Raw genomic sequence first — 24,199 nt, forward strand, 5'->3', positions numbered from 1 at the left:
AAAAGCGGTTGTACGGTTAATGGATTTACTGCAGGCTCTTAAAATAGTCGATCGCCTTTTTCAGCCCCGCCTCCAATTGGATTTGCGGTTTCCACTTTAATCGATTGAGGGCCAAATCAATATTCGGTTTGCGCTGCAACGGATCATCTTGCGGCAAGGGTTCAAAGATAATTTTTGAATTTGAGCCTGTTAGCGCAATTATTTTTTCCGCCAGTTCAAAAATCGTAAACTCTGCAGGATTTCCCAGATTCACGGGCCCGGTGAAGTCATCGGACGCATTCATCATACGAATAACCCCGTCGATCATATCATCGACGTAGCAAAAAGAACGTGTTTGCTGGCCGTCACCATATACAGTGATGTCCTCATTTTTTAGCGCTTGCAGGATAAAATTGCTGACCACCCGACCATCGTTGGGGTGCATCCGAGGCCCATAGGTATTAAAAATCCGGACCACGCGAATGTTCAGTTTGTGCTGTCGATAATAATCGAAAAAAAGGGTTTCAGCACATCGTTTGCCTTCATCGTAGCACGACCGGATACCCACACAATTAACGTTGCCCCAGTAATCCTCTGTTTGCGGATGCACGGTTGGATCGCCGTATACTTCGGAGGTGGAAGCCTGCAAAATCTTGGCTCTCGTGCGTTTGGCCAGACCCAACATATTAATGGATCCGTGCACATTGACTTTGGTGGTCTGCACCGGATCGTTTTGATAGTGAATGGGAGATGCCGGACAGGCAAAATTATAGATTTCATCGACTTCCAGATAAAGGGGAAATGTGATGTCATGTCGAATCAATTCAAAGTAAGGGTTCTCCAAGAGATGAATGATATTGCGTTTGGTGCCGGTATAAAAATTATCAACGCATACCACATCGCAATTTTCGTTCAAAAGGCGTTCACACAGAAATGAACCCAGAAATCCGGCGCCGCCGGTCACTAGGACCCGTTTTCGAAGGTGCATACGATAACCTCAAGTGGTTAAGTTAACAAGACGAACCTGTTGGCGTGCTGAACCATTTTGTAAGCGGTTAAAATGATTACGATATAGTTATATCATAGAGGCCCTGCAATGTGCAACAACCTTTGGGTACAGACCGCAGGTCTTCTCAAACCCAACGGACTCGCAATTGCAAGACCCAGACACAGGCTTCATAACGCTTTAATCACCATTAACATTCCATCGTCATTTTACCAAGGCTAGATATCGCTGATAAGGTCCTTGTAATCTCGAAGTTGATTTGCTATGCGAATATCATAAAGCGCACAATGAACTCTTACCCGCCCCCGTAGCTCAGTGGATAGAGCAATGGATTCCTAATCCATGTGCCGCAAGTTCGATTCTTGCCGGGGGCACCAGTCGTCTGACAAAAAACTGCTGATAGACATAAAGGGGTTACATTCATAATGGACAAAGCCATCAAAGTGGGCCTGGTCGTTGCTATCCTTGGTATTGCGGCTTATTTCGGATATAACCTGTTCAGCAGTTGGCATAAGGAAAGCCTTGAAAGTGCCAAACGTCAGGAACGGGTGGCCTGGGAGAAGAGAACCAAAGAGCTGATGGAGAAGGTCACCGGGCTAGAAGAGGAAATGGCCTCCATTAAAGGCGAAACAATTCCGGAGGGCAAGCTCAGAGAAGTTTTTGGTTCTGAGACGGCGGCTGATAAAGAAGAAGAACCGCTTGACTTCGAAGCCATAGAACAACAGATTAAAGCCTTTTTCACCTACCTCGACGAACAAGACTACGTTCAAGCCTATGCATTAAAGGACGGAACGTATGCGCAGTTTCAGATCGCTCTGCAGAAAATGGCGGCAAATCCGCCCAGTATTACAGATGAAACGGAATCCTTGTACAATCTGTATCGCAATATGGCCCATTTTTTCCGCATTCTGGGAAAAAAGCGGGTGAATCTTGTCAGAGATGTATTGCAAAACGAGGGTGATGTTCTTGAATCGGCCATGCAGACATTTTACCGCTGGGCCACTCACGAAACCGGTGACCGAAGCCTAACCGGCCAACCCACCTTAAAGACCCTTTATGGCTACAGTGGATTTTTCCTGAACACCCTGGCAGGCAGAAGTTATCTGTTGCGCCGTGATTCAAAAATCAGACTGCTAACAACTTATTATTCTGTTCTGATCCTTGATAAGGTAAATGACGAAAAATTCAATTCAGCAGGTATTGACATCCGGCCCCATATTGAGTTTTTGCTGAACGATTTTCAGGCCCAAATCGGTTTGATCTATCAGAAACAATATGTTTCTGAATTACAAAAACTTGCCGATAAATACGAACTATCCTAAGTCCACCGTTACGGTATAACTAGAACCTATCTCAAAAATAGTAGATCATGCCCAAGGGCAAGGCGAAAACCGATTCAAAAGTGGAGCATACACGTCAGTATTCGAGCATTTTGAATCGGTTTTAAATCCGCCACGAATATTGGCGGATTAGATGCATTTTTGAGATAGGTTCTAAACCGCCTGCATCATTCGCCGCTAGTTCGGCCAGGTACAGACTTTTAGGACCGCTTGATTTAGATAGGAGGCGCATTCCCATGCATGAAAGAGCAAAAGCCATGGTGCTGGCATCGTTTGCTGCCGATTCTTTGGCACTGGGCGTCCATTGGATTTACAACACCAATGTGATTGACAAGAAGTTCGGCCGGGTCGAGCAGTTTATAAAACCCGAGCGACCCACCTACCATCCCACCAAGGACCGCGGAGAATTTACCCATTACGGGGATCAGGCGCTGGTGTTACTTGAATCTGTGGCACACTGCAATGGATTTGATCTAACGGATTTTGCCAAGCGCTGGCAGGCGCTGTTTGCCCAGTATGATGGATATATCGACGGCGCCACCAAAGGAACCATGGAGAACCTGGCGGCCGACAAACCACCGGCGGAATCAGGATCGGCTTCAGATGATCTTGCCGGTGCAGCCCGGATTGCTTCCCTGGTTTATGTTTATCGCCAGGACCCGCAAGCGCTGCTTGCCGCTGCCAGGGCCCAAACAGCCTTTAGCCATAACAATTCTCAAGTAATTGAAAGTGCTGCCTTTTTTGCCTCGGTCACCTATCGCATATTGGCTGGCGCTGCTCCGTTGGCAGCTATTGCCCAGGCACAGCAAGAAGAATTTGCATCAGACCCGCTAAACAAATGGATAAAAATAGGGCTGACCAGTGCACAGGTGGACACCCGCCAGGCCATTGTGGATTTTGGCCAAATGTGCGAGGTGCCGGCTGCCCTTCCCAGCGTCATCCATCTGATCGCCAAATATGAAAATCATTTAAAAACCGCCTTGGTTGAAAATGCGATGGCAGGTGGTGATTCGGCCGGCCGGGGTCTGCTGGTGGGCCTGGTTTTGGGTGCCCATCTCGGTATGGCAGCCATCCCGGCGCAATGGCTTGACGGCATGAGCGCTAGGCAACGAATTGTTGATCTGCTGCACAGCATTGATAAACATCATGGCAGCTGAAGCAGGCTCTAAATTTTACTTGACCATGCGATCAAGTTGCACGCCTGACCAAATAAGATAAAATAAATCAGATTATCACAAGATCCATTTTCACAACCCAAATTTACAACAGCGGAGTCGCCATGCGGGTAAATGCAACGGATATCGCCGATGTGCGCATCATTGAGCCTCAGGTTTTTAGCGATCAACGGGGCTATTTCATGGAAAGCTATCATGGTAGTCGTTTTGAATCTGCAGGACTGCCAGGGGTTTTTGTACAGGACAATCTGTCATACTCCGTCAAGAACACCCTTAGAGGTCTGCATTTTCAGATCAGCCACCCGCAGGCAAAATTGATCCAGGTGATATCCGGTGAAATATTTGACGTCGCCGTTGATATTCGACCGACATCACCCACATTCAGCCGTTGGGTAAGCGTGCGCCTTACAGAGCACAATAAACGACAGTTCTTTATCCCTGCGGGATGCGCCCATGGATTTTGCGTACTCAGCGCCAGTGCTTGTGTGATCTATAAGTGTTCCGATTATTATCATCCGGATGATGAAGGCGGTATATTGTGGTCGGATCCGACCATCGCCATTAATTGGCCCATTACGGATCCGATTGTTTCCGATAAAGACGCCTCTTTACCGTTTTTCAGCGATATCCCTCCCAAAAAACTCTACGATCCGCTAAAGGCACCATGAAAGTCTTGATCACAGGCGCACACGGACAACTTGGTCGTGAATTGGTGCGGCTGGGTCCTGCCGTAGATGCAAAAGTTTATCATTACGACCGTCAACAGCTTGATATTACCAATAAAAAATGCATAGAACAGGTCTTGGCACCCATTTCACCTGCGGTAGTGATCAACGCTGCCGCTTATACCCATGTCGACCAAGCTGAAATGGAATCGGATCTGGCATATGCCGTCAACGCAGAAGGCCCACGCCATCTGGCCCGTTATTGCGCCGATCATCACCTGGCGCTGATTCATATTTCCACAGATTATGTTTTTGATGGCAACCACAACCAGCCTTACAAGGAAAGCGATGCCATCGCTCCGCTGGGCATTTATGGTCGCAGCAAAGCAAAGGGTGAAACCGCCGTCAGGTCCACATGCCCATACCACATCATCGTGCGCACTTCATGGTTATACGGGGTTTACGGCCATAATTTTGTCAAAACCATCCTCAAACTATCAGTTCAAAAAAAGACCCTTCAGGTGGTCGCAGATCAATCGGGATCACCGACCAGTGCGGCGGACCTTGCTGAGACGCTGTTGATCATTGCCCAAAAAATTGCTGCCAACGAAAGGAGTGCCTGGGGTACCTATCATTATTGCGGCGCCGGCGTCACCACCTGGCATGGTTTGGCAGAAAAAATTATCGAACTGGCAGCACCTTATGCTGCCATCCAAGCGCGCCACATCAAAGCCATCTCGACAGCTGAGTGGCCGACGCCTGCGCCGCGCCCGCCCTATTCCGCGTTGGATTGCTCCCGCTTGAAAAACCAATTTGGTATCGATACCCGACCTTGGCCGTCAAGCCTCAAACAGACCATAGAACGTATTTTCACTGGCAGCTAACTGCAGATATTCGGCATGGGATATATGTTCAATGTGTCAGATGCCAATCGGGTTAGAACACAAAGCAAATGATGCTCTCCAAAATCAGTGTTCAAATTGGTAAAAACCAATAACAAATACGGTATAATAAATGATCACATGATGTTTGACGCATTTTGCAAAAGAATGTTATTTATTAATTATCTTAATTGTTTATATACAACTTAAAGAGAAAAATATTGACTGATTGGGGTTTTCAATCTAACATAAATGTTAGCGGAAGTGCCGCTGATTTGGTTTCATTTCTCCGATACGGTCATGTCAGCAAGAATGCAAGTTCGAACACGCCTGAATGTCCGAACCTTTCAACCCATGCAGGTGATCGGTCGCCTGCGATTAAATAGTGCGTCCGCTTGAGACAGCAATTGATGGAATCCATACCGCAACATCATAGCCCAGTGCTGGTCGTAGACGATGATGAGGGTCTGTTGCTAAGCATTAAGGCAACCCTGGTCAGCTCGGGTTTGCCAGAGCCTGCTCTGGTTTCTGACAGCCGGCGGGTTATGGATTTGGTGCGCGAATATGATTTCCAATTAATTTTATTGGATCTAATGATGCCGCAATTGACCGGTATGGAGGTTTTAGAGACCATCAAAGCCGAATCTCCTGAGGTCGATTGTGTGATTGTCAGTGCCATCGACGATGTGTCATCTGCAGTGCAGGCCATGAGCTTGGGTGCTACCGATTATCTGGTTAAACCACTCAACAGCGACAAGCTGGTCGCGCTGGTTAATCGAACGCTTGAAAAGGTTAGTGTTGAGCATGAGTTGGCACAGTTCGGCAGCAAAAAAGTATTTTCTAATTTGAAAAATCCGGCTGCATTCACCAACATGGTTGCCGAAGATGAAGCCATGGCTCTGGTTTTTCATCAAGTGGAAGCGGTTGCCGGTACGGACTATAGTGTCGTCATCAACGGTGAATCCGGCACCGGCAAGGAAATGCTGGCACGGGTCATCCATAAACTAAGCAACCGCTCCCAGGAACCCTTTTATGCAGTCAATATGGCTTCTTTTAGCAAAACGATTTTTGAAGATGAATTTTTCGGTCATGCGAAAGGTGCCTACACGGACGCCGCCTACGAAAAAATTGGATTTTTCGAAGCCGCCAATGGCGGAACCTTGTTTCTAGATGAAATCACCGAATTGGATCCATCTCTGCAAGGCAAACTATTGCGGGTCATCGAGGAACGTGAGCTGTATCGACTGGGCAGCACTGAAATCCGCAACGTGGATGTTCGTATCATTGCCGCCACCAACAAAGATATCAACGATGAAATTCTTAAAGGAAAATTTCGAGCAGACCTTTATTACCGCATCAATATGTATAACATAAAGGTCCCGCCCCTCAGGGAGCGCAAAAAAGATATTCTGCCTATTGCCCGCCATTTTCTCAGAACGCATGCTGAGACCAATAATAAAAAGATCCATTCACTGTCGCCAGAACTTGAACAACGACTGATGCAATACTCATTCCCGGGAAATGTGCGTGAACTGGAAAATATCATTGCTGCCGCAGTATTGCTGGAAAAATCCAACCGGCTGACCCTGGCTGCGACAATGAACGTGCTGCCCTATGAAGGTCCAGAGCGCCGCAAAAACGTGGAATTGCTGACACTCGAAGAACTTGAAAAACGTCATATTCAAAAAGTATTAAGTATAACAGGTGGAAACCGACCCAAAGCTGCCAAAATACTGGGTGTAAACGTCTCTACTGTATATCGGAAAATTGAGAAATACAATTTGGAACGACAAGACAATGATGATTGGTAAGGCGCAGCACGGGGCAGATAATCAACTCTCGACCGTTGACCGGATAAGGTGGTCTAAAATTGAGGTGCCGATGGGAGGTAAAACATGTCGGATGGTTTAGACGTCATTATCATAGATGATGACAAGGGCATTTGCGATGTCATCAGCGAATTGGTTGAAACCTTTTACAGCTGGGGCAATGTGATCGCATTTACCAATGCCGACGAAGCAATCGAATATTGCCTGCAGCGCGAGGTCAGTGTCGCTATTTTTATTATCGACGTATTTCTGGGCGGTCTGAGCGGTTTCTATTTTTTAGATGCCATTGAAAAGAAGTACCCCACCGCCCATCAGGATGCGATTATTATCAGCGGAAATGCCAGTGACGACGTTGTAAACATGTGTCTGGCGTCACGCGTGAATTATCTGCTGGAAAAACCGATTAAACCCTATGCCCTGCAGCTGGCGGTGCGCGCCATTACCGGCAAATACCTCGATTTTGCCAAAAAATTATTGCAGGATACTTCATATGCTGACAGTGTCGCCAGATTGTAACCGCTGGTGAAACCCATCGATATGACCCAATTTGAAAAAATTACCGGCAGCGCCATCACTGAATTATTTGACACCTTAATCCTGCACAAGACCTTTCTGAAACTGACACTCATCGATACCGGTTATGAAAACCTGACCCGGATCGTCAAGCTTGCCGACCGCAATAAAAAGCCCCACTTTGTTATCGACATGCCAGAAAGATTTGAAAAAGCCGCAGCCGATGTGGATGTCTGGCAAATTCATTTTGAATTTAACGGTATGGATAAAATTCAATATGCGTTTACCACAAAAGAAGGAGAAATTGTCGATAATCAAATCCATCTAGAATTGCCTCAGGAATTAGAACGTAGGCAACGACGGGAAGTTTTTCGGATCGATGCACCTCCAGGCACACGGCTTTGCTTCACGGCAGATGACCAGCAACTTGAATTGGAAGTGCTGAATATCAGTGTTGGCGGTTCGCTAGCGGCTTGGGTTCAGACCGAGGCCGGCATTTCAAAAAATCCGCCCCTTGCCACCTCGCAGACGTTGGAAGATGTTACCCTGATATTTCCGGTGGATATCATCCGTCGTCCCATTCAAGTGGACAGCGTGCAGATCAAACGGATCGAGCGCGATCCTGAAACACAACGATTCGAGGCCGGTCTTGAATTCAGCAACATCAGCAAGCATGAGCAAAAACGGTTAACCGACCTGATTTATGAATTGCAACGGCAATATTTGCGCCATCGATTACCGCTGGACCTCTGAAGTACGGTTGTCCCGTTAGACCCGTTGAGCCTGTTAAGCCGGTTCAAAACAAGTCATGGATTTTTCCCGGGCTAAACCCGCCAAAGGCGTGACAACCTGTTTTTAAATTTCCACCTGCATGCCCTCCCGGGCAAAAAAAACAAGCATATCCCCGAACTGTTCGCCATGACAATGGATATCTGACAGTTCATCCAATTGGGCATCGGTGCGCATCGGGTCGTGATGAAAAAGGGCCAATCGACGAACGTCGGATCGCCTGGCCGCATCAATGGCATATTCGATCGAGGAATGCCCCCACCCCCTCATAGATGCATCATATTCCTGTTGCGTGTATTGGGCATCATGGATGAGCAGGTCTGCACCCGCAAAAAAATCTGCCATCCGGCGATTTGCATCTCTGGCAGCTGCCTGACCTTGATGGGCCATCAGGGCATCAAAAGCGGGATCCTGTAAATCGGTAACAAACAGATTCTGAAAGGGTTCGGTGTCATAGGCGGTACAACAGACCTTTCCGTCAATTTCAAATCTTAGGCCCAGACACAAAAGCGGATGATTTAGATATTTGGTGGTCAGTCGAATGCCTTCCCCCAGATCAAAACAGCCTTCGGTCAGATTGATATACGCGATATGCGCTGCCAACCCCGGTTGGCGAACCGGAAAATAGCGATAAGAAAGCTGCCCTCCGATAACCGTTTCCAGGGAATCATCTTCACAAGTAACCGGGCCGTAGATGTTTAAACGCGCCTCAGGCATATAAATGGGCGCAAAAAATGGGAAGCCGATAATATGATCCAGATGGGTGTGGGTTAAGAAAATATCAGTTGATAGCCCTTCCGATACCGTTTCCGCGGCCAGCAGATGGTCACCCAGCAGTCGCAGACCTGAACCGGCATCGATGATAATACGCCGCTGACGTTCGGGTAGGTACAGATCCACACAGACGGTGTTGCCACCATATTTTGCTGTGTCGAATCCGGGTGTCGGAATCGATCCTCTCACACCCCAGAACTTAATGATAAAAACCGGTTTCCTTATCAGCGATTTCTAAAAATATCTTAGCGTTATCGATATCTGCAAGCACCCTGTCCCGTATACCTACCAATTTAGACGGTTCCACATCGATCTGCGTCATGAGCAGCGCTGCCAACGGATCTTTGGCCAAAGCGTCTTCGTCGAGCTCGTGCTCCAGGACCGGGGCATAGCGATTTGCCAAGGCCACCATCTGAACCTGCAGGCGCTTGCCGGCAGAGGCGTCGTCCGGTTGATGATGATAAGACAAAACATCAATAAATGCTGAACTCAAACGCCATTTTTGAGCGATCAGACCGCCAATGGCGCTATGATCGATACCAAATATCGTGCGTTCGGCGTGTGCCATTGTCCAGCTTCGGCGCGCAGCAAGGTCCATGGCTTCGCTATATTCCTGGTCAAACTGTTGCTTTAGCGGTAATTTCCCCAGATCATGCATCAGCCCGCAAACAAAATAATCCTCCTGATCGGCCCAGGACACCCCTTTCAAGACCGCTAATGATTTGGTAATCACACCCACAGCAACGCAGTGTTTCCAAAAGGGCGCACCGCAAAGGGTTCGGAAAGGTTTGCGCGCATGAAAATGATCAAGGATCGCAAGACTTAGTACCAGATTTTTGACCGTGTTTATTCCCAGCATGATGATGGCGCGGCTGAGGGAAGAAACCGGCTGATTGAGAGAATAACAAGCAGAATTAATCAGCCGCAGAACCTGACCGGCAAGCGACGGGTCCAAGGCAATCAGTCGGTTCAGTTCGTTGGGTGAAGCGTGCGGATCATTGCAGGTCGCCAAAACCTTTGTAGCGGTCGTCGACAGACTGGGTATCCGGGCAACAGAGGCCTCGATATAATGTCGATATCAGGCTTGATCGCTGGAAAAGGCAGGCATCTTAAGCACTGTTAGCTTAGGCGGTGATGTAATCGCCTCGGTTAAATTTCATAACCTCCAAAGATGCCGTAATAAGCGTACGTTGGACAATGTCTTTGAGACTGTCGTCGTTCGGCAGCTGCTCCAATACTCCCGAAAGCTGCTCTTTTTCTTTGGCGATGGTGTTCAACAGCGGCTCAATACGTCTTAGCGTGACGTTCTGATTGGCCAGCTGGTCTTTATATTGATCGAGTAAATTCAGCAGGTTGTCAATGCGTTCAATTGTTGTCTGTCGGGCCATTGGTTCTGGCGCCGGGAATCGAACCGCGGCGATTGGATGCGTCTGGTGAGGTGTTGGAACCTTGGCAGGAGGTTGCTGAGAACGCTCAACCGACGCTTTGAGAATATTTTTAAATTCGGCATCCGAAGTCTTGTCTTTTGCTGCTGTTTTATCCGGGTAGGCGCTAGGTGCAATGTTATTGTTGCCGTCAATTTTCATGATGTACATCCTTGTCTATTGTTATGGTTAAGCAATCCATCACCCGGTGCTTATGGCGACACGGGTGATTGCTTTTTTTCTCGAAAAAATATTATGCAAAAATCATGCAAGAGTACTTGCCAGTTTTCTTTTTTTGTATATCGCTGAAATCATATCTGATATTTTCAACCTAAGCTCAAAGGAGCGAGCCGACATACCGATCCATGCGGCAGATTTTGCCCCAACCGCCAATTATGGTGGCTCGATAACCTCTTTGACAGCCAATTCATTTTCGGCCACCACGCGGTTCTTCCCGGTGTCTTTGGCCACATAAAGGGCTTGATCGGCCCGTTGGATGACAGAGTGGGTCGTGTCGCCTGTCTGATAGACGCTAATGCCAATCGAAATCGTAACGCTTAGAATCTGCCCGGCTTTTATATCATCTATAGCGTAGCGTGTATCCGCAATAGATTTGCAAATCAGTTTGGCTTTTTTTATGGCATTCGGCAAAGAGGCGTTGGATAAGACAATCACAAACTCTTCGCCCCCATATCGACCGATAAAATCCTCATGCCGGATAAGGCTGTGGCATTTTTGGGTCAACGCCAGAAGAACGCGGTCGCCTGTCGGATGCCCGTATGCATCATTGATGGCCTTAAAATCATCAATATCAACCATCAAAACTGCAACATCAGTGGGTTTGCGGGTAATTTGTTCGACAAGGTGATCAATGTGCGCATCAAGCGCCTTACGGTTATAAACCCCTGTTAGGCCATAGGTCACTGAATCTACTTTAGCCTTTTTGAGTTCATGGTTAAGGGTGCTGACCTGTTTTGACAGGATTTTTAGCTGTTTACTGTCGCGTTCCTGCTTGTTGCGAACGGTTTTGCGGATATTGTCGATTTCGTGAATCAGTGCCTGCTTTAGCCGTTTGATGTCATCTAAACGGGTAAAACCTTCTATTTTTTCGCTTTGGCGGTAAATCTTTTGATGATATTTCTGGTTATCGCTATCCAGGGTAACCATGGCCTTGGACAGCAAGTCAATGATGTCTTTGAGCTTTTTTTCGCGCTAGGCCAGATATTGCTGTTGCCGATCGATAAATCTCTGAATCCGTTTGCGATGTTTGCGAAAAGCCGCTGCCGTTTTTTTAAGTTTCGGGGTGCGCGTAAATTCGGCTTCAAGATCAACGAGCTGCTGTTTGAACGTATCGCTTTTGAGCTCTTTGATGTCTAATGCAAAATCATGAATAAACTTCAAAAGCGCCTGTATGGTGGACAGAAAAAAATCTTTTTTGGCCAAACAGGTCTCTAGACCTTCAAGCAATTCTTGCGGATCAATGGCCGCTGGCGGCTCCTTTTTCAGTCCCCATTTCATCGGATCCACTCTGCGCAATGCTCTTCAATAGATGGTTTGTGGGTAATTGGGTGGTCATTGAACACGGGCGCTGCGGTGATCAAATAAGCACCTTGCGGTTCCTTTAAACCCAAAATAGCGCATTTGATTTTTACACCCTGTGATTGATGATTCTTAATATAGATCCGGCATCCGGAAGGCATGCCCCTGTCCCCCAATGCCTGGCGCTTAACACACGAAATGACCTGTTCCAGTGATCGGGGGTGGATGATTTTTTCAATGCCCAGCCCCACCAGTTGTTTTGCTCCAATTTCACAAAGATCTGCCATCTGTGTGTTTCCAGCCCAAAAATACAGCTCCTTGATGATCGCCGCCGGAACATCCAATTGATGAATAAACTGAACCCGCGGATAATAGGCGTCCTGATAATAGCGGCAGTTCTCACAACCTACCGCGCAATTGAGTTTTGCATCGTTGCGGGCGCTGAAGCACACATCCAACTGGTTTCGATAAACAATACACTGGTGGCAATTTGATCCGTGGAGATGGTCTTGATAGTAGCACCAACAATTCTGAAAAGTCCGAAAAACCGGTGCATTCAAATCTGCTTTCTCAAGTTCCGCCGGTATATTCTGTCCATTGGCTTTTAAAAAATACAATAAATTTTGAACCGGAATTTCATATTTTTTGCCGCGCCGGTTGGCTGCAAGTTTTTTAGAGCGAATCCAGTACCCAACGGTTGTGCGGCCCACCGCACATAGGTGCGCTGCCTGGGTCACCGATAGGGTTTTGGGGCAATCTTCCATTCTGACGTTTAACTCCTCGCATAAAAGAATCTATAATAGTATCGGAATTTTGGCCGAAAACTTGATTGTTAAAATGATTGTTCATGGGACTTTTTTATTTTGGTAGGCGTCCAACAGCAGGTTGTCACCAATGATATATTCGCAAAATGCAAAATTTTTGCTCGCAATTTGCAAATAGGCAATATTTTGCATATTTTGATCAAATGAACAAATTTTTGGGCGCAGATTGATCTAACTGAAGCGATCACGACAACCTACTTTTGTTGATAACTATAAATAAATTAAGTACATATGGTAAAAGTTTGCGATACCGTCCCTGGATTGAGTGCTGCCATCCCAGGGCCATATTTGCCTATTCGTCAGATATTTGACCCACATTTGCACATTCTGCCCACAAAAATTGTAACCATCAAAGGTTCTTTTCAAATACAACCTGAAAATGATTAAATTTACAACTTATTGTAATTAATAAATAATCAAGCTGTTAAACGCCGTATCGCCAATCGATTAAAAAATTGGCCTTTATATGTTTTCAAATGGCACAGTAGTTGCAAAGATGTATGGCAAATATGGAATGAAGTTTCCTCCTTTCCTTCATTCCCACCTCCGACGAACCCTGTTAGGCACCCCCCCCTAACAGGGTTTTTCCTTGCATTGACAAGATTTTGGCAAAAACTGTCAAGGCTTTGTCAGAAATCGTAAGTGTATCAATAGGTTTTGCGATTTTAGCGCCCCGTATAGGTGGCAAAAACATCGTTCCAATGCCTTTTTCCATGATTTTCTCAAACCAACGGCTCATAGCGGGCAGACGCTTTTATTTGGCATACCTATTGCTGTTGTTTTATATCAAATCAAACCTATCTATGAAGGGCTATAAAGCACGCCAAACAGGGTATCGACATCTACCAGCGGAATCCTATCCCCTTGAGGCGCCGTTACCTATTCCATTGCAGGCCTAATTTGTGCTGGGAGGATTTGGAATGACAACTGAGGAAACAATCGAAAGAATCGAAAGCAAAATCAAAAAACTGCCTCTGGTCGATACGGAGGTTGTCGACATCATTACCCTGCTCAACAGTCCGGCCAGCAATTTTGATCAAATCGTTGAAAAATTATCGCCAAGTCTAGCAGCCCGCTTTTTGAACATGGCCAACTCGGCCTATTATGGTGGACGTGAAGTGCGATCGATCACCTATGCGGTCAAGCTGTTGGGTTATGGTAAAATGAAAGATATTTTAATAAGCTCCATATTAATGGATCATTTTACAAGGCGGCTGAAGCAATTTGATTTCGAGAAATTCCTTAAACAGGCCCAGGTTTGCGCTGCGGTTGCCAAGGTCTTGGGTGAAATTCTTAATTTTAACCAGTTAGATGATCTTTTCACAGTCGCGACGCTGCAAAACATCGGAAAGCTGGTTATCGCGGTATATTTTAAGCCCGAACATGAACAAATTGTGAGCTTAAAAAAATCACAAGATTTACCGTCTTGTGAAGCGGAAAAAATGATCCTTGGCGTCAGCCATGCTGAAATCGGCGCACTGGTGTTACAGCGCTTCAATGTACCCCAGGAAATATGTGATGCCGTTCGATTTCATGACAGCCGTGATACCGTGGTGCCCATGAGCAGCGATAACTATTTGCAGCATATCGCCCGCCAGGCCACCACCATTGTCGGCCAATTTTCGCTGCCCAAAGATGTCGCACCCATGGATCTTTATCATATGTTGCGGGCCACCATTGAGGAGGGCAAAAGAAATTACCGCGAACAGGTACAAACCCAGTTGCGCTCAAGTGGGTATCCGGAGATTTTCCCTTCCTTGCTCAAGCAGGCGACGGATCTGGTGATCAATGATTTAAAGGCGCATTTGCGCGCCCGCGCGACAACTTCTGTGGAAATTGATCAAGAAAATTGATGTGCATCCTTAGCTATATGCAGACGATAAGATATGAAAAAAGGTTAGCGTTGATGGAGATTTCTTTGAGGTGATCGATTTTTCCAGGTTTTTTTAGCACAAAAGAGCAGGCACTCTTGACCATTCATTACAAGACGGACGTCATGAATCGGGGAGCGCTGGCTCTTAAAGCCCATTCCGCGACAGCCGTGTGGAAACTTCGAGTCCCAGGTGACATAGTAAAAAATGCATTTGTGGCAAGTAGTGGGCATGCAGTTCCTTGGAGTAATGGAGTGCTGGAGTTTTGGAGTATTGCAAAACCGATTTATAACCGTCTTCGAATTTGGAGGTAGCAAAGTAATGGTGTCCGATCAAACCACAGTGCTCGGGTGGTTTCGAATTTATCCATTACTCCAGATTCTGAAAGTGTTAATCCCCGTCCCGCAAATCGACACGAATTTCCATATCCTCTAACAGTCTGTAAGCATCCCGTCGATCCGTATCTGAGCTTTCCCCAACAACAGTGATGATCGCCTGAAGGACTTCATTGCTGATGCCGGCATTTTTGAGCGTAATAATGTCATTCGCGGTCGTAAACTCAATTGAACGCACATCCTTGCCGTAAATAATGGGCGCAGTATCTTTGAGAAAAGAGCCTTCCTGAATGACCATTTGGATCGTTTTTTCACTAAGCCCCGCCTTTTTCATGTCAATAATTTCCTGGACGCTAAAAGCAGCGGTTTCAACCACCTTTTCTCGCACTATCAACTGGATGGTAGCGTCGCTAACACCCGCTTTTTTTAAACGCACGATACTGTCGCTTTTCAGACCGAAAACCGGTTGGGTGGCCATAAATGACAGGAGAACAACAAAACAAGATATGGTGTATGCTTTTTTCATAGTTTATTTCAAAAATTGAACCAATCCGGGTTGAATGACACGCGCCGCGGTGGCCAATGTGGTTTGATATGCCAATTCAATATTTTGCAGTTCGACCACCGCTTTGGTGATATCAGCTTCCTCTTCCTTGGCCATCAAATCCTGGATTTTGGGCTTATAGGTCTGCCAATGCCTTTCGGTTATCTCCAATTGATAATAGATCGATGAGTTGGCCGCGCGGATGTTATTTATCTGGGTTCGGCCTTGATCGAGCATTCCAGATTGGGTCGAAATGGCATCCGAATCGTCATTTTCCAATCCCACGATCAAATCCCGAATATGGTCAAAAATGTTAATACCGCCACTGGCGGCATCGTGAAAGATCGGCTGGCCGTCCGCATCGATGCTGACCTCGGTGTTGGTGGCCACGATAAAATTCACATCTCCATTGTCCCCATTGTAACTGGCCGTATATTTGTCATATGTGGTCAACTGGGTGTCATCGCGTGAAAAAGGCGCTGTTTTGGTTAGGTAGCCAGAAAAAAGATAGTTATCATTTTGGGTAGAATTGGACAGATCCATAATCTGGTCATACAACCGTTTGACCTCCTCAGCTGCCAATAGGCGGCTCTCGGCAGTACCCGCGGCTTCTGTTTGCCCGATGGCCCGCACAACCTGCAACAAATCATCCACCAGCTTTAACGTTGATTCGGTTACATCCAGACGCGTCATACCGGTCTGAATATTGGTTTGATATTGATCAATGGATTCCAGTGTTTGCCGGTAATCCAATATCTTTCCCATCCCGATGGGGTCATCGGATGGTTTGTTGATGCGCTTTTGGGTGGCAATGATCCGCTGCCGATCATAAAGCGCTTCATTCTGCGCTGTAAGATACCGCATCAGCGACTGTGTCATGGTATTTTGTGTTACGCGCATGATTCATCCCCTCCTTTTGGGATGCCGCTTTTCGGTAACATCACCGACCCGGATCCGGACCGTCAGACCCTTATCCTTGTACGGTTGTGGCGGCTTATACCATCTGCAACACCGTTTTGAGCATTTCATCGGCCGCACTGATCATTTTGGCAGCGGCCGAATACGCATTTTGAAATTTGATTAAATTAATCATCTCCTCATCCAGGGAAACCCCGGAAATCGATTCACGCCGATTTTCCAGCTGGGCCATCATATCCGATTGGTGGTGATAATAGGCATCTGCTTTGAGAACTTCATTGCCGGTATCCCTGATGAGCGCACTGTAGTAGTCATTGTAGGTCGCGGTATTGCCGTTCATGCTCAGCTGGTATTGTAAATTAACAATTTGGATCGCCTGACGATTATCCCCGGGAACCGTCAATGGATCGGCTGCGGCGGCAATCAGATCCAAATTACCGGCAATATTGGGATTAAGTTGGATATTGCCTGCCCCGAGACCGTTAAAAAAAACCTCACCAGCGGTTCCGTCTAGGGCAAAACCGGCCTGATGTAGGGTGTTGATATCGGTCATTAACGTCTGCACCAGGGCATCCAAGCTATTCATATCGGCAGGAATGATCGCATCGCGCACCTCCAGGTAGCCTTTTAGCTTACCACCGTCAATATCGCCGGTAATATTTATTGGGCTGCCGCTTCTGTCCAGCCAAACCACATCTTGCAGTCCGAAAGCATTGATCTGGGTGGACAGCTGCCAGTATTGACCGTCACCCACCAGCAATCGTCCATCGGCCACCATCACATGAACGGCCCCGTTGGAATCTTCATAAGTATTGACATCAATCAGCTCTGAAAGCTCTTTAAGCATTTGTTCGCGCTGATCGCGGTAATCATTGGCGTTGGAAACACCGGCTTCGGTGGAAACTATTTTGTGGTTCAAATCAGCCAATTGTTCCGACAGGCGGTTGATGTCCGCCACCGTTCCCTTGACGGCAATATCCAGATCCTCTTGGGATTGCCTCAGATCAGCGTCCAGTTGGTTAAACTTACCGGCTAAAACCTGACTGTTGGTGACCAGCACCTGTCTTTCAGTGGCCCCGGCGGGATTGTTTGTCAATGATTGCCAGGCATCCCAAAACTGGCTCAAGGCATAACTCAGCCCGTATCCTTCGCTTTCGTTGAAAATCATCTCAACCATTTCAACCGCCCCTTTTTGAGCGTCCCATCGACCTAAGCTCTGATTTTCATTATTTATTTGGTCCCCCAAAAATCGATCATAAATACGCTCGATGCTATCGGCCGTAACCCCATTGCCCACCCAACCAATAGACGTATACTGAGGCTCGTTGGTTGACAACTGCAAGCGCTGGCGAGAATAGCCGGGAGTATTCACATTGGCAATATTGTGGCTGGTGACATTCAGGGCCTTTTGCTGGATCAATAAGGCATTGCTTGAAACACTTAAAATTCCACCAACATCGGTCATTGTGTTTTCCTTAGTGTGATCATTTTAGTTTCCACTGTTCAATCGCTTTTAGTTTGGGCCAATCACCTCGGATAGCTCTGTTACCCATTGCATGGTTTGACTGGCCACCTTTTCCAGATGAGCAGGCGTAAGTCCCAGACGCTCGCTGACAGCGGCACTCGGCTGGTGTTGCAGACCATCCCGACCGATGCCGATACCGATCATGATACTCATAAAATTGGCCACGTGGACAATATCCAACATGGTGCTGATTTGATCGGACGCTTCAGGCTTATGATGCCATTGAACCGCGTTGACAATTTCCACCGGCAAAGACCAGCGGGTTAATATTTGGGCACCCACCTCTGCATGGTTCGTGCCCAATACCATGGTCTCTGCTTCCTCAAAACTGACCCATTCTGAAACAGCGTTTTCAATTTTCTTAAAATCGTCCTTAACAAACTCTCCTAAAACCAATTTGCCAACATCATGCAGCAACGCTGCGGTAAATATTTCCTCCGCAGCTTCCACTTTCAATTCTTTTACCAGGCCTTCGGCTGCAACCGAGACGGCAATTGAGTGGCGCCACAGCTCTCCCGGCGCCAGGTCGTAACCAGGTACCGGTTTATCCATGATGGCGCTGACGCACGTAGCAATTACCATTTGAATCAGGCGCTTTAGCCCCAGCAATATCACGGCCTGCCGAATTGAACCAATTTTTGAGGGAATGCCAAAGTAAGCCGAATTGGCCAGTCTGAGAACATTGGCTGTCAATCCTGGGTCCTGACGCAATATTTCCTCTATCTGAGAAACACGCATGGCCGGGTCATCGATCAACCCCAGTAATTTGACGGCCGTCCCCGGCATGCCCGGAAACGACTTAATAGCGGCGGCGATTTTTCGAGCTTCCATTGATTATATCCTTGACCATTTCAGTAATGGCATAATGTCTTCCACAATCATTTGCGCACCTTCAAAACCCATTTTGCCAATCCTTGCATCTGGGTTTAGCGACCTCTGAATGCCTAATTGAATGCCAGGGCATTTGACAATTCATCGACCCAATGGGCCACTTTTTCTGAAATGCCCTCGAATTGATCAAGCTGTATCCCCAAGCGATCAATGACGGTCGGTGATAATTCAACCACATGACCGGCTTCGGGGCCGCTGGTATCCGGAGTTTGACACAAGACGTTCGCTAGATAAACCACATCCATAGGCATGCTACTGGCGTCCGGCGAATCCGGGTCATGGTGCCAGCGCACCGCGTTGATGACATCCGCCGGCAAATTCCACTGGGCTAAAATACGCGCCCCGATTTCAGCGTGATCGGCACCCAGAATCATGTTTTCAGCCACGACAAACGGAATTCCTTTAGCCGCAATTGCTTGGATCTCCTCCAATTCTTCCTTAACATAAGAACCCAAGACCAACTTGCCGATATCGTGCAGCAGTGCAGGGGTAAATATATCTTCGGTCTTTACTCTTTTTTTGTGTTTGACCAGTGCTTCGGCCGCAATCGATACCGCAATCGAATGGCGCCATAAATCCCCTGACGGCAAATCGTAACCAGGCACGGATTTGTCCATAATCGCGCTCACACAAGAAGCGACCACCAGCTGAATGAGACGCTTTAAACCCAAAACAATAACCGCCTGCTTCAGGGAACCGATTTTGGAGGGAAGACCAAAATATGCCGAATTGGCCAGTTTGAGCACATTGGCCGTCAAACCGGGATCATAGCGCAAAATGTCTTCAATCTCAGAAACCGTCGTATCGGGTTCCTCAAGCAATGCCAGCATCTTGGCCCCGGCTCCGGGCATGGTTGGAAATGATTTTACTCTGGCCAAAATCTCATTTAATCTGGTGTCTCTCACAAGCGCCTCTCTGCACCGTTACTGTGAACCATGGTCTGCCCGCTGGCAATATCTAGACATACCCTACGACCAGCCGTACCGCCAATATCCTCGGCTGATAGGACGATCTTTTCCTTTGCAAGCTGTTCACAGAGTATGCGATAATTTCGCTCGCCGATCTTAAATACTTCTTTGGAGCCCATTAGGTTGCCGCACCCAACTGCTTTGACCACCCATTGTTCTTTGGGGATCACATTTTGGTGTGCGACCAGTTCGGCAAAAAGGGCCGGAATGCCGGTGTCGACAAACATATACGGATTGATGCTGGCCTTTTTTAAATTGATTTTAGATAACGGCAACATGGCATGTAACAAAGCACCGATACCCGATACCGGGTCATATACCGTCAAACACAAGCAACTACCGAGCGCATCTGTGACCAGCTGATCCGGGCTTTGGGCGATTTTCATATCACCTATCGGAACGACACATTTCATTTTGTTTAGATTTCACCGCTCAGCAGCCGACCCGTCTGATCCCCACCATCCACATTGCCACTTCGGAAATAGACCGGATGCGCCATCATAAGGTTATTCAGCAAATTACACGAACCCTGAATCAATTGCATCGAATGCGACATCAGGGATTTATTTTGTTGTGTGACCTCTTGAAGGGTTTGAATCAGCGCCAGCAAATCCGTACTGCGATCCAACAAACGTCGCGCATAGGATGGCTCCACTTGTTCAGACAAGCGTGTCAGGGTCAAGCCCTGGGGCGAACACCCCAATTCATCAGCTATGCGATCCATTACTTGTTGTCGTTGTTCTTCCAGAATGCGCAGTTTCAACAGCAAATTGTCTTTGGCCTTGCAGGCCTCATTGAGCTGTTTTAAATTCAGCCCCACAACGGCTTCTTTTTCATTTTGGACAACACCCAGCAACTCTTGATACAGCTCTGTCGCATGGGCCAACAATCCAATCAGTTTATTCAACAGGTGTTCCATATGATCATGTTCCCTAACGCTGTAGCGGGTTTCCCTCATCGTTTTCATCGAATGCAAAACCCGTTGGTGTACAACTTAATATATCGGCTAAATTACCAATAACTTTAGAAATAATATCCTCATGGCAAACCGGAATCTTCATCCGTATCATCTGTGTGCGATTGCCTCAGCTGATGCAGTAGCATATCGGCCAAGCCGATCCCACCGCGCTCGGATAGTTTGGCAGCCATTTCTGCATCCATCATGGATGTATAGATTTCTTCAGCCCTGCCACCGGTTATGAATCCCGAGCGGTCAATAGAGGCGCGCATTTCTTTGAATAAATGGTTAATAAAAAGCGACTCCATCTGGTGACAGGTATCAACCAGCTCTGTATCACTCACAGAACCCTCGGGGGTGCCGTTTTTAGAATTCAACAACCGTTGTTGAAGTCGGTCGGGGGACGCCTCAAGGGCCTCGGACCAATCAACGGGCAGTTTTGGCATTGATATCGGATCGGTCATTTAAATAATCTCCAAATCAGCCTGCAGCGCTCCTGCGGCTTTGAGCGCCTGGAAAATTGCTATCAGGTCCCGCGGAGAAACGCCGAGGGCATTTAATGCTTTGACGACCTCCCCAATACTGACACCCGATTCCACCAGGAAAATGGGGTTTTTGCCCTCTTGCACGACGATGTCTGATTCCGGCGTGACCACGGTCTGGCCACCGCGTGAAAACGGCAGCGGCTGTGAAACATCCAGGGATTCATTGATCTGAATGCTTAAATTGCCATGGGCGATCGCAATGGTCGCAATGCGGACATTTTCTCCCATGATGACGGTGCCGGTACGTTCATTGACGACCACTTTGGAAACCATGTCCGGCGTTACACCCAGGCTCTCGATCCTCGTTACAAATTGAACCGTATTGCCCAGATAGTTTTCGGGCACCGTTACCCGAATCGAGCCGGCATTCTCTGTTTTTGCCAACTGGCTAAAAAAAGCACGATTGATGGCCTGGGCCACCCGACTGGCAGTGGTAAAATCCGGGTCTTTCAACGCCAACGTCAGCGCATTTTTATCGTTGAAATTTGAATGCAGTTCCTTTTCCACAAGGGCGCCGCCAACAACGCGACCCACGGTCGGAAAATTCTTTTGGACCTGATCACCGGAGTTTCCGCTAATGGCAAACCCTCCTGTGCTAACCGGTCCCTGGGCAACCGCATAAACATTTCCATCGGCAGCCCGCAACGGTGTGAACAGCAGCGTGCCGCCCTGCAGATTCTCTGCATCACCGATGGAGCTGACCAACACATCAAGACGGCTGCCCAAGCTGGCAAACGGCGGCAGATCAGCAGTCACCATAACCGCAGCAACGTTTTCGACATCTTCAATATCGCTGGTCTGAACGGTGACACCCATTTTTTCCAGCAAACTGGCCAGCGATTGAATGGTAAACAAAGAGCTGTCACTGTCACCGGTACCTTCCAACCCCACCACCAGTCCGTAACCCACCAGTTGATTCTGGCGCACGCCTTTGATATCGGCGATATCTTTGATGCGAACAGCCAATACATCCGGCACCATAACGATGAGAAAGAGCAGCGCCGAAAATAAAATGGCGCGCCCTTTATGCTTGAACAATGTTTGAAAGCCAAATTTCATGAAATTATCATCCTTGCTGCACAGTTTAAAAGGGCCAAACCGAATTCAGTAAATTGGCCAGCCAGCCAGGCCGCTGACGGTCGTCGACGACCCCGCTGCCACTGTAAGCGATCTTGGCATCTGAAATAAAGGTGGACAAAATGACATTATCATCATCGATGTCGCGTGGCCGAATGGTCCCGGACAAAATAATCATCTGGGTCTCATGATTGACCAAAATCTCGCGCGACCCAATAATTTTCAGATTGCCGTTGGGCAATAACTCTGCCACCCGGCAGGTGATAAAGGCATTGAGGTCCCCGCTGCGCGAGGTGGTTCCGGAGCCGTTGAAATCGCTGGACATGCTGCCTTTGACCGCCGGATTGTTAAAGGGGTCGGGTCGGGGCAGTTTGCTGGTGATATTGTCTAAGACCTTGTCTTTATACCAGTCTTCGATTTCAAAAAACGTGTCAATGCCGGCTTCCAAGGCAGACTCACGCCCGGTCTTGGTGTCGGCTGAATTGGTGGCGTTGGACGATTCTGCAATTTTGACCGTGACAATATCACCCACTTTGCGTGCTTTGGTATCAATAAAAAAATCATTAAACATGCTGCGCGTCGCGTACAAAGAGCCATTAGATTCATAAAGTGAACCATTGAAATCCGGTGTGGGTAAAGATACGGCTTCAACCGGCACTTTGGGTTTCATCGGCATGGTTTGCGCTACCGGCGGGAGGTTCTGCCGGGTAACGGAGCAGCCGGTTAGACTCGCAAGCACCAGCAATAAAACGGTCATTCCGATAACATATTGGGTTGATTTTAACATCATTGGTTTTCCTTAATGTTTTACTCCAAGCGTTTTAAAAATCGACCTTGACGGTGTTGGTGTCAACCACCACCGCATGCAGTATTTTTTTTGAATCCAAATTGATCACCGGGATTCGTTCACCTTTACGTCCTTTTTTCTTCACCTGCCCAAGGGTGGTAATTTTCAAACTCTGCGACTCGGCAATAATCGTCACCAGATCTCCCCGCTTGACCAATGGCGGCAATTCGACGCTATTAGCCCTCAATGGTGTTTGAGCGCCAATGGCTTTTTTGGTCCGCTTGCCGATGGCGGCATCCGGATCGCAGAGCACATTGGCAGGTACATTGGCCAGATCAAGCATTTGGACCTCAATATCATCGGCTGCGATAGGCTTGTATCTGCCAAGTGGTTTGCGTGTCACCACTACAGGTCCAAGCACCTCGATCATGGCCGTGGCCCATACCTTTTTATGGGAGTTACCGTTAACGCTGAAGTCTATCGCAATTGGGCAGCGGCCCATCAGCTGCCGGCTGCGCGGTGCGCTCACCTTGTAAGTAATCCGCCCTTTCGGCAGCACCACGTCATTCATGACGCGGATATCTTTAATGCGCATGGTTTGGTTATTTCCAGGCACCTGGCGCAGAATAAAATCAGAAACAATTTTTTCGATTTCCTGTTTCTGAATTTCAACATGGCTGCGGGTAACATAAATTTTTGGCGGTCCGTCAACAACCACTGTGGCCATATCGACATGATGCTGTTGGAGGCGCTTTAGCAGAAACTTTAGGTCAAACTGGCGTGACTCCCCTGGCAACGGCGCTTTGCCGATCATGATATTTTTCAACTGCTGTATAAGATGAACATCATCGCCCTCGAAGTTGGCGATTTGCCCCAGTAAAATCTCGGCACCATCGATTTCGACGCGCTCAGTGAAGCGAAGGGTGGTTGTCTGATTGGCCCATGCGTCAGTCAGCGGCATACAAAAAAATGCCAGCAGTAAAAACATCAAGCCCGCACAAAGCCATTTTAATGATTGGGTATTAATATTTAGTAAGTTCAT

27 protein-coding genes and 1 tRNA gene are annotated in these 24,199 nt (G+C 47.5%); 9 read left to right on the forward strand and 19 right to left on the reverse strand.

All coding sequences use genetic code 11. The features are described 5' to 3' along the window. Positions 1-25: 25 nt before the first annotated feature. The gene (locus tag QNJ26_20525; protein MDJ0987940.1) at positions 26-967 is read right to left on the reverse strand and encodes an SDR family oxidoreductase; all 942 of its coding nucleotides are present in this window, start codon (positions 965-967) and stop codon (positions 26-28) included. Between the two features lie 319 nt (positions 968-1,286). Between QNJ26_20525 and QNJ26_20530 the strand changes: the two genes are divergently transcribed. From QNJ26_20530 to QNJ26_20565, 8 genes are all read left to right on the forward strand, one after another. Next, positions 1,287-1,362, forward strand: a tRNA-Arg gene (locus tag QNJ26_20530). Positions 1,363-1,410: 48 nt separating this feature from the next. Further along, positions 1,411-2,307: a hypothetical protein gene (locus QNJ26_20535; GenBank protein ID MDJ0987941.1), complete on the forward strand. Its 897-nt coding sequence runs from the start codon at positions 1,411-1,413 to the stop codon at positions 2,305-2,307. A 254-nt stretch (positions 2,308-2,561) separates the two neighbouring features. Continuing rightward, on the forward strand, positions 2,562-3,482 hold the full coding sequence (locus QNJ26_20540; protein ID MDJ0987942.1) for an ADP-ribosylglycohydrolase family protein: 921 nt from the start codon (positions 2,562-2,564) through the stop codon (positions 3,480-3,482). A gap of 122 nt (positions 3,483-3,604) precedes the next feature. Then, the gene (rfbC, locus tag QNJ26_20545; GenBank protein MDJ0987943.1) at positions 3,605-4,168 is read left to right on the forward strand and encodes a dTDP-4-dehydrorhamnose 3,5-epimerase; all 564 of its coding nucleotides are present in this window, start codon (positions 3,605-3,607) and stop codon (positions 4,166-4,168) included. Then, on the forward strand, positions 4,165-5,049 hold the full coding sequence (gene rfbD / locus QNJ26_20550; GenBank protein ID MDJ0987944.1) for a dTDP-4-dehydrorhamnose reductase: 885 nt from the start codon (positions 4,165-4,167) through the stop codon (positions 5,047-5,049). Before rfbC ends, rfbD begins: the two co-directional genes overlap by 4 nt. Before the next feature lie 407 nt (positions 5,050-5,456). Continuing rightward, positions 5,457-6,857, forward strand: a complete 1,401-nt coding sequence (locus QNJ26_20555; protein MDJ0987945.1) for a sigma-54 dependent transcriptional regulator — start codon at positions 5,457-5,459, stop codon at positions 6,855-6,857. An 84-nt stretch (positions 6,858-6,941) separates the two neighbouring features. Further along, on the forward strand, positions 6,942-7,391 hold the full coding sequence (locus tag QNJ26_20560; protein ID MDJ0987946.1) for a response regulator: 450 nt from the start codon (positions 6,942-6,944) through the stop codon (positions 7,389-7,391). Positions 7,392-7,397: 6 nt separating this feature from the next. Beyond that, entirely contained in the window at positions 7,398-8,141 is a 744-nt protein-coding gene (locus tag QNJ26_20565) for a PilZ domain-containing protein (GenBank protein MDJ0987947.1), read from the forward strand. A gap of 102 nt (positions 8,142-8,243) precedes the next feature. Here the strand turns inward: QNJ26_20565 and QNJ26_20570 are convergent, their stop codons facing one another. The 7 genes from QNJ26_20570 to QNJ26_20600 all read right to left on the reverse strand — a co-directional run bounded on the left by QNJ26_20570 (position 8,244) and on the right by QNJ26_20600 (position 13,453). Continuing rightward, positions 8,244-9,140 carry an MBL fold metallo-hydrolase gene (locus QNJ26_20570; GenBank protein MDJ0987948.1) on the reverse strand — a complete coding sequence of 299 codons (897 nt, stop codon included), beginning with the start codon at positions 9,138-9,140 and terminating at the stop codon, positions 8,244-8,246. 10 nt (positions 9,141-9,150) lie between these two features. Beyond that, on the reverse strand, positions 9,151-9,987 hold the full coding sequence (locus QNJ26_20575) for an HDOD domain-containing protein (GenBank protein MDJ0987949.1): 837 nt from the start codon (positions 9,985-9,987) through the stop codon (positions 9,151-9,153). Between the two features lie 88 nt (positions 9,988-10,075). Next, on the reverse strand, positions 10,076-10,537 hold the full coding sequence (locus tag QNJ26_20580) for a hypothetical protein (GenBank protein ID MDJ0987950.1): 462 nt from the start codon (positions 10,535-10,537) through the stop codon (positions 10,076-10,078). Positions 10,538-10,768: 231 nt separating this feature from the next. Beyond that, positions 10,769-11,542 carry a GGDEF domain-containing protein gene (locus QNJ26_20585; protein ID MDJ0987951.1) on the reverse strand — a complete coding sequence of 258 codons (774 nt, stop codon included), beginning with the start codon at positions 11,540-11,542 and terminating at the stop codon, positions 10,769-10,771. A 45-nt stretch (positions 11,543-11,587) separates the two neighbouring features. Further along, positions 11,588-11,893 carry a hypothetical protein gene (locus QNJ26_20590; GenBank protein MDJ0987952.1) on the reverse strand — a complete coding sequence of 102 codons (306 nt, stop codon included), beginning with the start codon at positions 11,891-11,893 and terminating at the stop codon, positions 11,588-11,590. Then, on the reverse strand, positions 11,890-12,678 hold the full coding sequence (locus QNJ26_20595) for a helix-turn-helix domain-containing protein (protein ID MDJ0987953.1): 789 nt from the start codon (positions 12,676-12,678) through the stop codon (positions 11,890-11,892). Before QNJ26_20595 ends, QNJ26_20590 begins: the two co-directional genes overlap by 4 nt. 619 nt (positions 12,679-13,297) lie before the next feature. Continuing rightward, positions 13,298-13,453: a hypothetical protein gene (locus QNJ26_20600; protein ID MDJ0987954.1), complete on the reverse strand. Its 156-nt coding sequence runs from the start codon at positions 13,451-13,453 to the stop codon at positions 13,298-13,300. Positions 13,454-13,658: 205 nt separating this feature from the next. On the opposite strand from QNJ26_20600, the gene QNJ26_20605 reads away from it, so the two are divergent. Continuing rightward, complete coding sequence (locus tag QNJ26_20605; GenBank protein MDJ0987955.1) at positions 13,659-14,591, forward strand: HDOD domain-containing protein; 933 nt, start codon at positions 13,659-13,661, stop codon at positions 14,589-14,591. Positions 14,592-14,999: 408 nt separating this feature from the next. Here the strand turns inward: QNJ26_20605 and QNJ26_20610 are convergent, their stop codons facing one another. The 11 genes from QNJ26_20610 to flgA all read right to left on the reverse strand — a co-directional run bounded on the left by QNJ26_20610 (position 15,000) and on the right by flgA (position 24,199). Beyond that, positions 15,000-15,470 (reverse strand): hypothetical protein, encoded by a 471-nt coding sequence (locus QNJ26_20610; protein ID MDJ0987956.1) that lies wholly within the window; start codon positions 15,468-15,470, stop codon positions 15,000-15,002. Positions 15,471-15,473: 3 nt separating this feature from the next. Beyond that, entirely contained in the window at positions 15,474-16,388 is a 915-nt protein-coding gene (gene flgL / locus QNJ26_20615) for a flagellar hook-associated protein FlgL (GenBank protein MDJ0987957.1), read from the reverse strand. A gap of 94 nt (positions 16,389-16,482) precedes the next feature. Further along, entirely contained in the window at positions 16,483-17,871 is a 1,389-nt protein-coding gene (gene flgK, locus QNJ26_20620; protein ID MDJ0987958.1) for a flagellar hook-associated protein FlgK, read from the reverse strand. Between the two features lie 48 nt (positions 17,872-17,919). Continuing rightward, positions 17,920-18,762 (reverse strand): HDOD domain-containing protein, encoded by an 843-nt coding sequence (locus tag QNJ26_20625; protein ID MDJ0987959.1) that lies wholly within the window; start codon positions 18,760-18,762, stop codon positions 17,920-17,922. Positions 18,763-18,875: 113 nt separating this feature from the next. After that, on the reverse strand, positions 18,876-19,727 hold the full coding sequence (locus QNJ26_20630) for an HDOD domain-containing protein (GenBank protein ID MDJ0987960.1): 852 nt from the start codon (positions 19,725-19,727) through the stop codon (positions 18,876-18,878). Further along, the gene (locus tag QNJ26_20635) at positions 19,724-20,203 is read right to left on the reverse strand and encodes a chemotaxis protein CheD (protein MDJ0987961.1); all 480 of its coding nucleotides are present in this window, start codon (positions 20,201-20,203) and stop codon (positions 19,724-19,726) included. The genes QNJ26_20630 and QNJ26_20635 overlap by 4 nt, the downstream gene beginning before the upstream one ends. 5 nt (positions 20,204-20,208) lie before the next feature. Next, a complete protein-coding gene (locus QNJ26_20640; GenBank protein MDJ0987962.1) occupies positions 20,209-20,757 on the reverse strand; it encodes a flagellar protein FlgN in 549 nt (182 codons plus the stop codon). 71 nt (positions 20,758-20,828) lie between these two features. Continuing rightward, positions 20,829-21,212 (reverse strand): rod-binding protein, encoded by a 384-nt coding sequence (locus QNJ26_20645; protein MDJ0987963.1) that lies wholly within the window; start codon positions 21,210-21,212, stop codon positions 20,829-20,831. Further along, positions 21,213-22,352 (reverse strand): flagellar basal body P-ring protein FlgI, encoded by a 1,140-nt coding sequence (locus QNJ26_20650; protein MDJ0987964.1) that lies wholly within the window; start codon positions 22,350-22,352, stop codon positions 21,213-21,215. A 25-nt stretch (positions 22,353-22,377) separates the two neighbouring features. Beyond that, entirely contained in the window at positions 22,378-23,160 is a 783-nt protein-coding gene (locus QNJ26_20655) for a flagellar basal body L-ring protein FlgH (GenBank protein MDJ0987965.1), read from the reverse strand. Positions 23,161-23,191: 31 nt separating this feature from the next. After that, positions 23,192-24,199 (reverse strand): flagellar basal body P-ring formation chaperone FlgA, encoded by a 1,008-nt coding sequence (flgA, locus tag QNJ26_20660; GenBank protein ID MDJ0987966.1) that lies wholly within the window; start codon positions 24,197-24,199, stop codon positions 23,192-23,194.

The organism is Desulfobacterales bacterium (assembly GCA_030066985.1).
Taxonomy (GTDB): domain Bacteria; phylum Desulfobacterota; class Desulfobacteria; order Desulfobacterales; family JAHEIW01; genus JAHEIW01.